Origin of the sequence: Aliiroseovarius sp. Z3 (assembly GCF_029105185.1) — a bacterium.
Taxonomy (GTDB): domain Bacteria; phylum Pseudomonadota; class Alphaproteobacteria; order Rhodobacterales; family Rhodobacteraceae; genus Aliiroseovarius.
In genome coordinates, this window is sequence record NZ_JAFMZK010000008.1 from 22360 (window position 1) to 35425 (window position 13066).

General features: G+C 61.2%; 15 protein-coding genes. 12 read left to right on the forward strand and 3 right to left on the reverse strand.

Annotation, left to right across the window (positions count from 1 at the left end):
• Positions 1 to 2 precede the first annotated feature (2 nt).
• The gene (locus J3R80_RS13890; RefSeq protein WP_275394383.1) at positions 3 to 548 is read left to right on the forward strand and encodes a biotin transporter BioY; all 546 of its coding nucleotides are present in this window, start codon (positions 3 to 5) and stop codon (positions 546 to 548) included.
• An 8-nt stretch (positions 549 to 556) separates the two neighbouring features.
• Here the strand turns inward: J3R80_RS13890 and J3R80_RS13895 are convergent, their stop codons facing one another.
• The gene (locus tag J3R80_RS13895) at positions 557 to 1303 is read right to left on the reverse strand and encodes an Asp/Glu racemase (protein ID WP_275394384.1); all 747 of its coding nucleotides are present in this window, start codon (positions 1301 to 1303) and stop codon (positions 557 to 559) included.
• Positions 1304 to 2467, reverse strand: a complete 1164-nt coding sequence (locus J3R80_RS13900; protein WP_275394385.1) for a Xaa-Pro peptidase family protein — start codon at positions 2465 to 2467, stop codon at positions 1304 to 1306.
• 213 nt (positions 2468 to 2680) lie between these two features.
• Here J3R80_RS13900 and J3R80_RS13905 point away from each other — a divergent pair, with 213 nt between their 5' ends.
• On the forward strand, positions 2681 to 4462 hold the full coding sequence (locus tag J3R80_RS13905) for a LuxR C-terminal-related transcriptional regulator (protein WP_275394386.1): 1782 nt from the start codon (positions 2681 to 2683) through the stop codon (positions 4460 to 4462).
• Between the two features lie 453 nt (positions 4463 to 4915).
• Here J3R80_RS13905 and J3R80_RS13910 read toward each other — a convergent pair whose 3' ends face one another.
• On the reverse strand, positions 4916 to 5248 hold the full coding sequence (locus J3R80_RS13910) for a hypothetical protein (RefSeq protein WP_275394387.1): 333 nt from the start codon (positions 5246 to 5248) through the stop codon (positions 4916 to 4918).
• A gap of 220 nt (positions 5249 to 5468) precedes the next feature.
• On the opposite strand from J3R80_RS13910, the gene J3R80_RS13915 reads away from it, so the two are divergent.
• The 10 genes from J3R80_RS13915 to J3R80_RS13960 all read left to right on the forward strand — a co-directional run bounded on the left by J3R80_RS13915 (position 5469) and on the right by J3R80_RS13960 (position 13018).
• Entirely contained in the window at positions 5469 to 5921 is a 453-nt protein-coding gene (locus J3R80_RS13915; RefSeq protein ID WP_275394388.1) for a cytochrome c, read from the forward strand.
• A gap of 21 nt (positions 5922 to 5942) precedes the next feature.
• Entirely contained in the window at positions 5943 to 7313 is a 1371-nt protein-coding gene (locus J3R80_RS13920) for a cbb3-type cytochrome c oxidase subunit I (RefSeq protein ID WP_275394389.1), read from the forward strand.
• A gap of 1 nt (position 7314) precedes the next feature.
• Positions 7315 to 8121 carry a CbbQ/NirQ/NorQ/GpvN family protein gene (locus J3R80_RS13925; RefSeq protein WP_275394390.1) on the forward strand — a complete coding sequence of 269 codons (807 nt, stop codon included), beginning with the start codon at positions 7315 to 7317 and terminating at the stop codon, positions 8119 to 8121.
• 78 nt (positions 8122 to 8199) lie between these two features.
• Positions 8200 to 10146, forward strand: a complete 1947-nt coding sequence (locus tag J3R80_RS13930) for a VWA domain-containing protein (protein WP_275394392.1) — start codon at positions 8200 to 8202, stop codon at positions 10144 to 10146.
• A complete protein-coding gene (locus tag J3R80_RS13935) occupies positions 10143 to 10691 on the forward strand; it encodes a cytochrome c oxidase subunit 3 (RefSeq protein WP_275394393.1) in 549 nt (182 codons plus the stop codon). Before J3R80_RS13930 ends, J3R80_RS13935 begins: the two co-directional genes overlap by 4 nt.
• The gene (locus J3R80_RS13940; protein WP_275394394.1) at positions 10691 to 10954 is read left to right on the forward strand and encodes a hypothetical protein; all 264 of its coding nucleotides are present in this window, start codon (positions 10691 to 10693) and stop codon (positions 10952 to 10954) included. The genes J3R80_RS13935 and J3R80_RS13940 overlap by 1 nt, the downstream gene beginning before the upstream one ends.
• A gap of 76 nt (positions 10955 to 11030) precedes the next feature.
• Positions 11031 to 11231, forward strand: coding sequence for a hypothetical protein (locus J3R80_RS13945; RefSeq protein ID WP_275394395.1), 201 nt, complete (start codon positions 11031 to 11033; stop codon positions 11229 to 11231).
• Positions 11231 to 11479 carry a hypothetical protein gene (locus tag J3R80_RS13950; protein WP_275394396.1) on the forward strand — a complete coding sequence of 83 codons (249 nt, stop codon included), beginning with the start codon at positions 11231 to 11233 and terminating at the stop codon, positions 11477 to 11479. The genes J3R80_RS13945 and J3R80_RS13950 overlap by 1 nt, the downstream gene beginning before the upstream one ends.
• Before the next feature lie 119 nt (positions 11480 to 11598).
• Entirely contained in the window at positions 11599 to 12819 is a 1221-nt protein-coding gene (locus J3R80_RS13955) for an NnrS family protein (RefSeq protein WP_275394397.1), read from the forward strand.
• 28 nt (positions 12820 to 12847) lie between these two features.
• A complete protein-coding gene (locus J3R80_RS13960) occupies positions 12848 to 13018 on the forward strand; it encodes a hypothetical protein (protein WP_275394398.1) in 171 nt (56 codons plus the stop codon).
• The last annotated feature ends 48 nt before the right edge of the window (positions 13019 to 13066 follow it).

Genomic DNA, 13066 nt, shown 5'->3' on the forward strand with positions numbered 1-13066 from the left:
ACATGGAAAAGAACGTGACCTTGATTGCCCTGTTTGCCGCGTTGATTGCGGCCTTGGGGCTAATTCCACAAATTGCGCTGCCGTTCGGTGTGCCGATCACCGCACAAAGTCTTGGCATCATGCTGTGCGGCACGGTGTTGGGCGCGAAACGCGGGGCCTTGGCGGTTCTGCTGTTCCTGCTTCTGGTGGCGCTGGGTCTGCCGCTTCTGGCCGGTGGTCGCGGCGGTCTGGGTGTGTTCACCAGCCCAACGGCCGGGTTCCTTGTGGGCTTCCCAATCGCGGCCTTCGTTACTGGCCTGATCACCGAGAAGTGGCGCAAGGGTCCGCTGGCTGTCAGCGCAGGTGTTGCGTCGGTCATCGGCGGGATCGTGGTGCTTTACATCTTTGGGATCGCGGGCTTGTCGATGGTGCTGGGTAAATCGGTGCCCGAGGCCACCGCGCTGGTATCAGCCTTCATACCCGGTGACATCTTGAAAGCTGCCATTGCCGGGATGCTGACCGCCGCCTTGGCCAAGGCGCGCCCGGCGAGTGTTCTGTCACGCGCTTGAAGCGGGCGTCAGCCCTTATCAAACAGACGACCCAGCCCCTTGCGTGGGTCGTCTATTCCCGCAAGTCGAAGCATATGCCACGCCAGCGCCAGATTGCTGGCAAGGACGGGTTTGCCGGTGGCGTCCTCGATTGCCGGAATGACATCAAGACATCTCAGAGCCGTGCATGAAATCACGATGGCGTCGCAAGGTGCGGCGTCGGCCACGTGTCGGGCGGCGGCAAGGATCGAGGGCGGGGTGATCCGTGACACGATCTGGTCATTGCTTTCCTCGAACGAGCCAAAACTGGCGATCTGGAACCTGGCGTCGGTCAGCCGGTCGCGCATGGCTTGCGAGACGTCTGCGACATAGGGCGACAGGAAACCCAGCCGTGTGACACCCAGATGCCGCCCCGCCGCGATAATCGCGGTTAGCGGGTCGGTGACGGCAGCATTGGGGCAGACCGACCGGATCGCGGCGGCCACCTTGTCCGGTCCGATGACGGACGTGGCCGAGGTGCAGGCATAGCCGATGACATCAAAGGACAGGGCAGGGGGCAACAGCCGCGCGGCGGCGGGCAGGTCGGCCAGCATTTGCGGCAGCGTGTCGGGGCGGATCTCCGGCCCCATCGGGATACGTGTGTGATAGAGCGCGACGCCGGGCAGATCCATAATCCGCCGAAATTCGTTCTCCAGCGTTTCGTCGTTTTCCAGCACGATCACGCCCAGATTGGCGCGGGTGCCGATGCCTTGGTCCGTGTCGAAGGTCAATTTCATTCAAATCACCGGAAGCTCTTGCGGGGCGCGGGTGGTCAGAAGCTCGGCCCCACCCGCCCGCACAACGATGTTTTCTTCATGCACCATGATCCGTCCGTCACCATAACCCAGCGATGGCTCCAAGGTCAGGACCATGTTTTCCTGCAAAACTGTGTCATCGAACGCGGCGTGGGATGGCCATTCGGTCAGTTGGATCCCCAGCCCATGCCCCAACCGGCCTACATCGCCGCCCTGGTCGTCCATTTCGGCAATCACGCTTTGCATCGCGCGGAACAGATCGCGGCAGGTGATGCCGGGGCGCGCGGCGTTGATCCCGGCTTCGGTTGCGCGCCACAGCACATCATAGGCGCGGCGGGACAGGTCATCGGCGTGACCCACCGCCCAGTTGCGGTCGAAATCGCAGAAATACCCATCCAATGTGGCGCCGGTGTCCAGCATCAGGATATCGCCGCGCGACAAGGGTCGGGGTGATGGGGGCGAGATCACATCGTGATACCCGCCCTGATCCGCACCACCGACCAGATAGGGCACATCATCGGCCCCTTGCGCCAACGCTTCGCGACGGAACGCCCTGAAAAGGGCTTCCATGGGCAGACCCTCGTGCGCGAGGTCGGGAACCTTGGCGAAGGTGCGCGATCCGATTGCGCAGATATGGGCGATCTTTTTGATCTCGCGTTCGGATTTCACCATCCGAAGGCTGCGGATGATCCCGGTGGCGTCGGAGATGTGCAAACCGGGAAGTGCGGCCAAAAGCCGTTCGTAATCGCCAAGGGGCATACGCAGCATCGTCTCGTGCCCCTTCATCACGCCAATTGACGCGCTGCCGCGGGCAAACGGGGTCAGCAGATCGATCAACAGGCTGATCCCGTCATCGGCGGGCGCTGGGGCGGACCAAGTGCGGATGTCGTCGATCCATGTGGTGCGCATCAGGGCCGCGCCGATTTCGGGAATGATCGCGATTGGCTTGCCGGTGGCTGGCACGAACAGGAACCAAGGGCGCGTCGGGCTTTGCCAGAACAGCGTGTGAAAGCCCGAGAAATATCGCACCTCGGGTTCCGTCATCAAAAGCAGTCCGGCCAGCCCCGCATCTGCCATACGGGTCTGCGCGCGGGCGGTGCGTGTGGCAAATTCGTCTTCGGGAAAACCTCGGGGTGGTTCAGACATGGTTGGTCCTTCGGCCGCGAATGCGATGTTGAAAACAGACTAACCACAGATTTAACTGTGGGTATAAGCGTTTTCGCCAACCCGTTGGCTCGGCCCGTTAATTTTGCGTCAAATCCTTCCCGAACTGTGGTGTGACCCTTGGCGGAAAACGACTTTTTCGCTAACGTGCATTGGTCGGTTTAACCGACAGAGGACATCACCGGGACAAACGCGATGGATCGGAAGAACACGTCCTCTCAGACGCAGGAAGACAGTCTGACAGGAAGAACACGGGAAGAGGCGATCGAGCGGCTTTACGACGTGGCGCTTGATCCAACGCGGTATGAGACATTGCTGGATGTCTGGGAAACCGCGATTGCGCCCCTGCGCGAAGGGGCGGATTTCAGCGCGCCGCGCCTGTTGGACGACCCCACGATCTCAAGCCATTTCGAACGTGCAGGTGCCTTTCTGGACCGGCTGGATCAAAGCAGTACGCAAACCCAGTTGAACGCGGTGCTGGCACATTTTGACAAGGTGGCGGCGTTTCTGTTCGGGGCGAGTCACAAGGTGGTGGCAGTAAATCCCGCCGCGCGGGCGCTGTTGGGGCTTGAGGTCGGGGCCGATCTTGGCTCGATGCTGGTTAGCCCGGATGACATCGACAGTATTCTGACCACGGCCCATGCTTTGCTGAATGGGCAGGGGGAAAACGCCGCCGTGCTGCGGCTGAGGTCACGCGGCAAGGGGCACTTCATCGTCGTCCGCTTGCAGGTGCGGCAAATCGGATCCGGGGAGCGCTATATTCTGGCGGCCTCGTCCGAGGTCAGCTGCCCGGCAGAGTTCTCTGACATCCTGAAACGCGCCTTCGACCTGACCACGGCCGAAGCGGATGTGGTGCAAAGCCTTGTCGAATGCTGCTCGGTCAAGGATATCGCGGAACAGCGGGGGCGGTCCATCGACACGGTCAGGGCGCAGATCAAGTCGATCCTGTCCAAGACGGAAACCCGGTCGCAGGTCGAACTGGTGCGGCTGGCCTTGTCGCTGATGGATATGTCGAACCTGACGATCAAGGCCGATCCCGGTCCGCGACTGTTAAGCCGTGGCTACGCCAGCCTGAAGGAACGGCCCTTCACGACACTGACAACGCCGGACGGACGGCGGTTGGATTACCTTGTGCTGGGGGCGACCGAAGGTGTGCCGCTGTTGTTCCTGCCACTGGATTATGGGCTGGTGCGCTGGCCGGCATCTGCCGAAGCCGAAGCGACCCGGCGCGGCATTCGCATCATCGTGCCGGTCCGCGCGGGCTATGGCATGTCAGATATGATTGCCAAGTCGCAGGATTATGATGCGCTCGCCACCCAGGACACGTTGCAGATCCTTCAGGCCGAAGGGGTTGCGCGTTGCCCGGTGATCAGCCTTGGATCAGATAGTTTCTATGCGATGAAACTGGCCTCTATCGACCCCGCGCGGATCAGTGCCATCATCGCCACGGCGGGCATTCTGCCGATGACCCGGCGCGAGCAATACGAGCGGATGGAGAAATGGCACCGTTTCATTCTGGCAGGCGCGAAATACACCCCGCACCTGTTACCGTTCATGGTGAAAGCCGGGTTCTATCTGGCGCGTAAAATCGGCAAGCGCGGGTTCATCCATGCGGTCTATGGCGATTGCCCTGCGGATGTCGAAACCTTTGAAGACCCCGAGGTGTTCGAAGCGATTGTCACAGGGTCGGAAACCGCGCTGACCGACGATCACAGTGCCCATGAAGCGTTTTCGCGCATGGTGCTGGGCGAACAGAAAAGCGACTGGACCCCCATGGTCAACGCGCTGCGCGGCAAGCTGCCCGTGGTGTTCTTCAACGGCACACATGACCCACAGGTTCCGGTCGCGTCACTGGACGAGTTTCGGCAGGATCACGACTGGATCGACTATCGCGTTTACGACGACAGCGGGCAGCTGATCTTTTTCCGCCATTGGCAAGACGTGCTGGACGAAGCCGAAAAACACCTGTCGCGTTAACTTTTACCCAATGTTGGGTATGACCGGTGGCACCGATGCTTCTAGCTTTGATCTTATTGAAGCCAAGGATTTTAAGTTGCCAGACGTATTCTCAATTACAGGGATAATCCCGAACGGCTGCAGTGCAGATGTTCACGGATCATTTGCCCATCTCGATGGGTTTCGCGTTGATCTGAGAAGGGGGTGGGCGTGTGGTGATGGCGCGGGGCAATTGTTGTCGGGGATATCGGCAACAACCCCCGTGTTTTAGACCCTCATAGGGCCACCGGACCGTGTGCTTCCTGTCACGGGTCGGTGGCTTTTCTTTTGGGGTGGATTTGGGGTGCTTGACCCGAGGGGTGGAGTGGCACCAAAGGGCGACCCGCCGCAGGACGCGTCAATTAATGGCACGGTTTGGCAACGCGGCGGGTTGCTTCTTTGTGTGTCCACATTGAAAGGATCCTCTCGACCGACTTAGCGCATAGGTCCGCAGTTTTGCTCCACCGCGCCAAAAACCGGCGCCACCGTGTCATAGAAATTTGCGATGGTCATGCCTTCGGGCAAACCGTTGCGCAGGGTGGCGGGGTCAAGTTGCCAATTGAGCGTGATCTCGAATATCTCGGGCGTCATTTGATCCTTCAGCCCGGTAAATGAGCAGGGGCAGTTTGCAACTGCCTCTGAGTCGTCCGACCAGTCATAGACCTGAGCCATCCGGGCGCAAAAGGCCGTTGGATCATCCAGGTCGATCGTCTCGGCGTGGCTGGTGGTTGCGGTGAGAAGTGCAATCAGGATTGTCGAAAGCCGCATGGTTTGCCTCCTGAACAAATAAATGAATGAAAACAGAATGCCTTAATCCGGCGCAACAATCAATTTTGCCGACAGGCAGCAACCGGGCGCAGCTTGTTTCACTGGGCATTGTTTTCCTGCCAAAAACCGTCAGGAAAAAGTGAACTGCTTAACAATAGTCAAGATTCTGGCGCGCGGCCCCGTCTATCCAGAAAATTGGATAACTGAACTGGAGGCCAATATGCGAGAAGTCATGACCAAGACCATGGCGCGTAACGTGTTCTATGGCGGCTCGTTGTTTTTCATTGTGGTCTTTTTGATCCTGTCGGCGCATTCGGTGCGATACGTGGTGACCAAATCGACGGCAAATGCAGAACTGACGGAAAGCGTAGCACGCGGCAAACATGTGTGGGAAAAGAACGCCTGCATCAACTGCCATACGATTATGGGCGAGGGGGCGTATTTCGCACCCGAGCTGCAAAACGTGATGACCCGGTGGGGTGTCGCCGACGATCCTGAAGCAGCTTTCGAGGTGCTGAAAGGGTGGATGGAAGCACAGCCCAGCGGCATCGAGGGGCGGCGCCAGATGCCGCAATTCAACCTGAGCGACGAACAGATCCGTGAACTTGCAGACTTCTTCCTGTGGGTGAACACCATCGACGCGCAGGGCTGGCCCCCCAACGAGGCGGGCTAAGGCCGGAAGAGGAGACGTGAAATGAAATACCAAACACAAAAAATTGCCTATTGGTACTTCCTGGCAGCGATGGCGGTTTTCGCCGTGCAGGTGCTGGGTGGTCTGTGGGCCGGGTGGATCTATGTCGCCCCGAACTTCCTGTCCGAGCTGATGCCGTTCAACATCGTGCGCATGTTGCACACCAATGCGCTGATCGTCTGGCTGCTGCTGGGCTTCTTCGGTGCGGCCTACTTCCTTGTTCCGGAAGAGGCCGAGCGCGAGATGCATTCGCCGACGCTGGCCTATGTCCAGCTTGGCATTCTGCTTCTGGGCACCGCGGGCGCGGTTTTGACCTATACGTTCGACCTGTTCCACGGCAACTGGCTGTTGGGCATGGAAGGGCGCGAGTTCATTGAACAGCCTGTCTGGGTCAAGGTCGGCATCGTTGTCGCTGCGCTGATCTTCCTGTTCAACGTGTCGATGACGGTTTTGAAGGGCCGCAAGACGGCGATCACGAACGTGCTGCTTCTGGGCCTGTGGGGTCTGGCGCTTCTGTTCCTGTTTGCCTTCTATAACCCGGCCAACCTGTCGCTGGACAAAATGTTCTGGTGGTACATCGTGCACCTGTGGGTGGAAGGCACATGGGAACTGGTGATGGCATCAATTCTGGCCTTCCTGCTTCTGAAGCTGACGGGCGTCGACCGTGAGATCATTGAAAAATGGCTCTATATCATCGTCGCCACCGCCCTGTTCTCGGGCATCCTTGGCACCGGGCACCACTATTACTGGATCGGTCTGCCGAGCTATTGGCAGTGGGTCGGGTCCATCTTCTCGACGCTTGAGGTGATCCCCTTCTTCGCGATGATGAGCTTCAGCTTCGTCATGGTGTGGAAAGGCAAACGTGACCACCCGAACAAGGCGGCCCTTCTGTGGGCGCTGGGTGCCGCAACCGTTGCCTTCTTTGGCGCGGGCGTCTGGGGCTTCCTGCACACGCTGCACGGTGTGAACTATTACACCCACGGCACGCAGATCACCGCGGCCCACGGTCACCTGGCCTTCTTCGGCGCCTATGTGTCGGTGAACTTGGCGATCATTACCTATGCCATGCCGATCCTGCGCGGACGCGATCCGTATAACCAGGTTCTGAACATGGCGAGCTTCTGGCTGATGACCGGCGGGATGTCGTTCATGACCTTCGTCCTGACCTTTGCCGGGACGGTTCAGACCCACATGCAACGTGTGCTGGGCGAAAACTTCATGGACATTCAGGAAGGTGTGCACCTGTTCTTCATCATGCGTTGGGCCGCTGGTCTTGCCGTGGTGATCGGTGCGATCCTGTTCATCTATGGTCAACTGGTTCCGCGTCGCGAGATCATTGAGCGGACCGACCAATATGAAAGCGAAGGTGCCTGATATGGCCGCTGTTGATAAAAAGACGGAGGGGGTTTCGGCCCCCTTCTACTCACCCGTTTCTGACGAATGCGATGTTTTTGAAGCCGCCGAACGCCATGGCCTTCCACTGCTGCTGAAAGGTCCGACCGGATGTGGTAAGACCCGCTTCGTCGCCCATATGGCCGCCCGTTTGGGTCGCCCCCTTTATACTGTCGCCTGTCATGATGACCTGTCCGCCGCCGACCTTGTGGGTCGTTACCTGCTGAAAGGCGGGGAAACGGTCTGGGTTGATGGACCGCTGACCCGCGCCGTGCGGGAAGGGGCCATCTGCTATCTGGACGAGGTGGTCGAGGCGCGCAAAGACGTGACCGTCGTTCTACACCCCTTGACCGATGATCGCCGCATCCTGCCCCTGGACAAGACCGGGGAAGAGATCGAGGCCGCCCCGGGCTTCATGCTCGTGGCAAGTTACAATCCGGGGTATCAGAACATCCTGAAAACCCTCAAACCCTCAACCCGCCAGCGTTTCCTTTCAATCGACTTCGATTTCCCCTCCCACGACCGGGAAGTTGATATTGTGACGCGTGAAAGCGGGTTGGATGCCAGCCGGGCAACGTCCCTTGTCCGGTTGGCAAACAAATTGCGTGGCTTGAAAGGTCAGGATCTGGAAGAGGGTGTTTCGACCCGTCTGGTGATCTATTGTGCCACGCTGACCCGCGACGGGATGCCCGTTGACCGGGCGATCCGCACCGCGATGATCGAACCCTTGTCGGATGACGACGATGTCAAGCAAGGGTTGATGGATCTGGTCACCGCGATCTATGGCTGATGCCACCCCCGCGACCGGCTTATGGGTCGGTCGCGGATTCTCTTACACAGGACGCAAACCTGACACCCGAGGTTCCCCATGTCCGAACGAATTTTTGACCCTTTCGAGCCGGAAGAAACCGTTGGCAAGATCTGGCACAAATATGCCAGCCGTCTGGACGCGCCCGGCCAACACGATGAAAACGCCGTCAGCCTGACCGATGTCGAAGGCCGGCTGGGGGTGTTTTTCCGCGGCCTTGGCGGGTCGCACGCGACCGAGATCAAGCAGGCCAGCGCCGCCGCCTCGCATCACCGGCTGTCGCTGCGTCGGTCGCTGGGCACATGGCGCGAAACGCAAGCCCGCCCCAGTTTTGACGGCGAGGCGCTGCGCCTGCCCGAAACCATCGCAGAATTTCCGGCCCGCGAAGCCAATGCGGCGCTGTATTTCTGGCTGGTCGCGTCGGTGGCCCATGCGCCCGACGCGGTGGCCGATGCCGATCCGCTGCGCGCCGACCTTCGGGCGTTGCGCGCCTCGATCGCCATGACGCAGGCCACGCTGGCGGACTGTCCCGGTCTGCGCGGGTTTTACGAGACATTGGTGGGCGCCTGCCGCGCCTCGCGCCCCGAGGCAAAACTGCCCAGCGTCGAGGCTGCTTTGGAAGCGGCGATTGATCATCTGCTGGGCGGCCCGGAGCCGGCGCGCAAGATGGCGCGCGAGTTCGTGGCGCTGATCCGGTCGCCCGACGCCGACCTGTCGCATCTTGTGGCGCCGCGCGGTTATCGCCCGTTCCGCCCGGTGCCGATGTGGCCCGACCTGCGCCCGATGGCCGCCCGGATGCCGGTCGACCGGCTGGGCGAAGGGGACGAGGAACAAGGCAGCGGCCCCGGCGACGAGACCGAGGGCACCAAGGCCGCCCGCCGATCCGAAAGCGATCAGGTCGAACGGCGCGACAGCCTGATCCTGCACAAGTTCGAAGCGATTTTTTCCTGGGTCGAAAGCCTGAACATGAACCGGCGGATCGAAGATGACGACGAAGACAATGCCCGCCGCGCCGCCGAGGATCAGGACGAGCTGGCGCTGGGGCAGGTGTCGAAAAAGACCGCCACGCGGCTGAAGTTCCACCTTGATCTGTCGCCCGAGGATGCCGAGTGCGAGCGCCTGTCGGGCAAGCATCTGTATCCCGAATGGGATCACCGCACGAACAGCTATATCCCCGATCACGCGCGGGTTTTGTCCAGCATCGCGGACGAGGTCGAAGCGATCGAGCATGACCCCGCCACCAACCGCCGCATTCGCGCCGTGAAACGACAGTTCGAGGCGTTGCGCCCGAAACGCGTGATCCTGCCGCGCCAGTTGGACGGGGATGAGCTGGATCTGGAAGCCGCGATTGCCGCGCAGGTCGAACTGCGCGCAACGGGCCGGTCCAGCGACAGGGTCTATCGCGCCGCGCGGGTGATGGAACGCGATCTGGCGATCTCGGTCCTGATGGATGTGTCGCGATCCACGGAATCCGCCATTGGCGACCGGCAAGTGATTGACGTGGAAAAAGAGGCGCTGACCGCGCTGGCCTGGGGGCTAGATGCCTGTGGCGATGATCTCGCGGTCCACACGTTTTCGTCCTTAAAACGGGGCCGGGTCTTCGTGCAGGAATGCAAAGGCTTTGACGAGAAGATGGGTCCACGGGTCGAGGCACGGATCGGTGGGCTGACGCCCGCGTTCTATACCCGGTTGGGCGCGGCGATCCGCCATGCGTCGTCCGAGCTTGACGACCGCCCGAACACCCGCCGCCTGCTGCTGGTGATCACCGACGGCAAGCCCAATGATCTGGATCACTACGAGGGTCGCCACGGGATCGAAGACAGCCGCATGGCGGTGCGCGAGGCGCGTCGCAAGGGCCACGCCGTGCATGGCGTGGTGGTGGACCAGAAAGGGCAGGGATGGGTGCATCGCATCTTTGGCGCGGACGGCTTTTCCATCGTGCCCGACCCCACGCGACTGACCTCCGCACTGCCTGAAATCTATCGCCAGATTACCGGTGGCGCATGACGGATCAAACCTCGGTTCTGGATGAGCTGCCCGGCGATCTGATGATCTGGGTCTTGATCGTGTCCGAGCTTCTGGTCTTCGGCGCGGGGCTTTTGGCGTTTCTGGGTATGCGCGCGATGGACCCGGCAGGGTTTGCCGCGGATCAGGCGGCGCTGAACCGCGTGGCCGGGGCGGCCAACACCATCGTGCTTGTCACCAGCGGCTATTGCGCGGCGCGTGCGGTAAACGCGGTGGGTCGGTCACTGCGTGCGATGCGCCTGTGGCTGCTGGCGGCGATGGGGTTCGGCATCGTTTTCCTGATCGTCAAATGGTATGAATATGCCGAAAAGGCACGCCATGGGATCAGCATCGAGACCAGTGACTTTTTCACCTTCTATTACCTGCTGACCGGGTTTCACGCGCTGCATGTGGTGGCCGGGCTGATCATCTTTGCGCTGCTGATGCGCTGGGGAACGCACCGAAACGTGGAGGCCGGGGCCGCCTTTTGGCACATGGTCGATCTGGTCTGGGTCTTGCTGTTCCCCATCATCTATCTGGTGCACTGATGTCGAACGCTGTCCTGACCCGCGCGCTTGTTCTTCTGATCGCCTTCAGCATGGCGACCACCGTCTTTGCGGGTGTGTTGCCCGAGGCCGGGCCGGTCTTCGTGCTGACCGTTCTGGCCTTGTCGGGCCTGAAATCCTTCGTGATTCTGTCCGACTATCTTGGCCTGCGCACCGCGCCCAGCTTTCGCGGCGGATTCACCGCGTTTCTGGTCGGCTTCCTTGGTCTGGCTGCGCTGCTCTATGCGCTGCCCTTCGCGATGTAGGGGCGCTTGATCATGGTCAAGCTGCCCGAACTGAAACTGTCTTATGGTCCTTTATGAACATGACTGGAGTTTTGACATGAAAACGCTCTATCTGGCCGCTCTGGCCGGGATCGTGGCCTCACCCGCCCTTGCCCACCATGACAAGACACCGCTGCGTGAAGCGGTGATTGACGGACATTCGCATGCCGTTGGCGGGGCGACCTTGTGGCTGCTGGGGGCGGCGATTGCGCTGATCCTGGCGCTGGTGGCCGTGCAAAAATCCATCTTCCGCAAGTGATGTCGGTGCCCGAAGGAAAATCCGGCCGGTGGCCGGTCTGGGCCGTTGCGCTCGTGTTGTATCCGCTGGCCGCCGGGGCGGCGGCGGTCAACCTGTTCTTCCTGTTTCTGGTGTTGCAGGCGGTGGGATTGCGCGCCCTGACACCGATCGAGTCGATTGTCGGCGGCATCATCCTTGGCGTGCCCTTTGCATGGATTTCAGGGAAATGGATGCGTGGCCTGATTGATCAGGCAGAAGACGACGCCTGATACAAGGCGCGCAGGGGTGGTCAAATTATTGCTTCACATGCGCAGGACTTGACTTTGGTCATTCGACAGACGGTCGCAGCCCGTAAGCTGCCGAACATGTGCCACCAAGGGGGCTTGTCATGTCGGACCTGTTCAAACGAATTTTCAGTGAAGGCTTTCGCGCCTTCTTTCTGGGCGCAGCGATCTGGGCCATCCTGTCCGGCCTGATGTGGGAGCTGTGGCTGGGCGCGCAGGCGTCGGGTGGCACGACTGGTCTGTCGGATCTGGCGATGGCGCCGCATCTGTGGCACGCGCATGAAATGGTGTTCGGCTATGCGGGCGCGGCGGTGGCCGGGTTTTTCCTGACGGCGGTGGCCAGCGGGCGCGGCACGATCATCGGGGTTCTGGCGGCGCTTTGGCTGGCGGGGCGGGTGGCGCTATGGCTCTCGGCTGCCTTACCGCCCGTCGTGGTGGCGTTGGTCGATCTGGTCTTTTTGGCCGCGCTGGTCCTGCGTATCGCAAACCAGCTGCGCAAACGCCTGAATCCGCAACACGGGATCTTTCTGGTGTTTCTCGTCACCCTGTTGGTCGCCAACCTGCTGGTGCATCTGGAATGGGCGGGTGTCACAACGGACACCGCCAACGCGGGGTTGCGTGTTGGGCTGATGGCGCTGTGCGGGTTGATCGTGGTGTTGGGCGGGCGGGTCACGCCGGGCTTCATTCGCAACGCGATGAACCGCGCGGGCCAGCCGCCCGAGGCATTGCCCCAACAGACCCCGCGCCTTGACCGGCTGGCCGTGCTGACCGCTATCGCCCTGCCGTGGAGCATTCTGATCCCGATGCTGGCGCCGGTCGTGGCGCTGGCGCTGGCGGTGATCCACGGGCTGCGAATCATCGGGTGGCGCCCGCATTGGGCGCTGCGCGATCCGCTTTTGTGGTCGCTGTTTGCCGCGCAGGGCTTGATGGTGATCGGCTTTGCGCTCTGGGCGTTGGCAGGCTGGGGCTTTGGCGACGAGGTCGGTGCGCTGCATGTTCTGGGGCTGGGCGGCATCGGTGGCATGACATTGGCCGTGATGAGCCGCGCCAGCCTGGGCCATACCGGCCGCGCGCCCATCGTGCCACGCTGCGTGGCCGTGGGGTATGGGCTGATGATCCTGTCTGCCTTGACGCGTTGGCTGGCGGCGGACCTTTTGTATCGCTGGTATGACTTCTTGGTCCTGCTGGCGGGGGCCGCGTGGATTGGGGCGTTCGTGCTGTTCCTTGTCGGAATGGTGCCTGCGCTGACCGGGCCGCGCGTGGCCCGTCCGGCGCCACCCCCGCCACCCCCGATGCCGCCACACATGAAATCTTCGGCGGCTTGACGTTGGTTAAGTGCGGCGGGGCGAAGATGTGACACAAGTCGTCCAAGGCCCACCCAGCGAGGTTGATCCCACATCCTCGTCCTGTTCTGCGAATACGGCCTCTGTGATCATGTCGCCTCTGTTCTTGGGTGAGGCCGGCGGCGCAACCGATCACGTTCGGGTTTACGAACCCTTGGGCCAACCGCCCGGACGCATCTGATGCGTTTCGAGGCCGGAGCCACCTGCAAGGGTGGCGGGCGGTTGGTCC

Coding starts and splice junctions, on each gene's coding strand:
- J3R80_RS13890 (WP_275394383.1), top strand. CDS start 3: ATGGAAAAGAACGTGACCTTGATTGCCCTGTTTGCCGCGTTGATTGCG.
- J3R80_RS13895 (WP_275394384.1), bottom strand. CDS start 1,303: ATGAAATTGACCTTCGACACGGACCAAGGCATCGGCACCCGCGCCAAT.
- J3R80_RS13900 (WP_275394385.1), bottom strand. CDS start 2,467: ATGTCTGAACCACCCCGAGGTTTTCCCGAAGACGAATTTGCCACACGC.
- J3R80_RS13905 (WP_275394386.1), top strand. CDS start 2,681: ATGGATCGGAAGAACACGTCCTCTCAGACGCAGGAAGACAGTCTGACA.
- J3R80_RS13910 (WP_275394387.1), bottom strand. CDS start 5,248: ATGCGGCTTTCGACAATCCTGATTGCACTTCTCACCGCAACCACCAGC.
- J3R80_RS13915 (WP_275394388.1), top strand. CDS start 5,469: ATGCGAGAAGTCATGACCAAGACCATGGCGCGTAACGTGTTCTATGGC.
- J3R80_RS13920 (WP_275394389.1), top strand. CDS start 5,943: ATGAAATACCAAACACAAAAAATTGCCTATTGGTACTTCCTGGCAGCG.
- J3R80_RS13925 (WP_275394390.1), top strand. CDS start 7,315: ATGGCCGCTGTTGATAAAAAGACGGAGGGGGTTTCGGCCCCCTTCTAC.
- J3R80_RS13930 (WP_275394392.1), top strand. CDS start 8,200: ATGTCCGAACGAATTTTTGACCCTTTCGAGCCGGAAGAAACCGTTGGC.
- J3R80_RS13935 (WP_275394393.1), top strand. CDS start 10,143: ATGACGGATCAAACCTCGGTTCTGGATGAGCTGCCCGGCGATCTGATG.
- J3R80_RS13940 (WP_275394394.1), top strand. CDS start 10,691: ATGTCGAACGCTGTCCTGACCCGCGCGCTTGTTCTTCTGATCGCCTTC.
- J3R80_RS13945 (WP_275394395.1), top strand. CDS start 11,031: ATGAAAACGCTCTATCTGGCCGCTCTGGCCGGGATCGTGGCCTCACCC.
- J3R80_RS13950 (WP_275394396.1), top strand. CDS start 11,231: ATGTCGGTGCCCGAAGGAAAATCCGGCCGGTGGCCGGTCTGGGCCGTT.
- J3R80_RS13955 (WP_275394397.1), top strand. CDS start 11,599: ATGTCGGACCTGTTCAAACGAATTTTCAGTGAAGGCTTTCGCGCCTTC.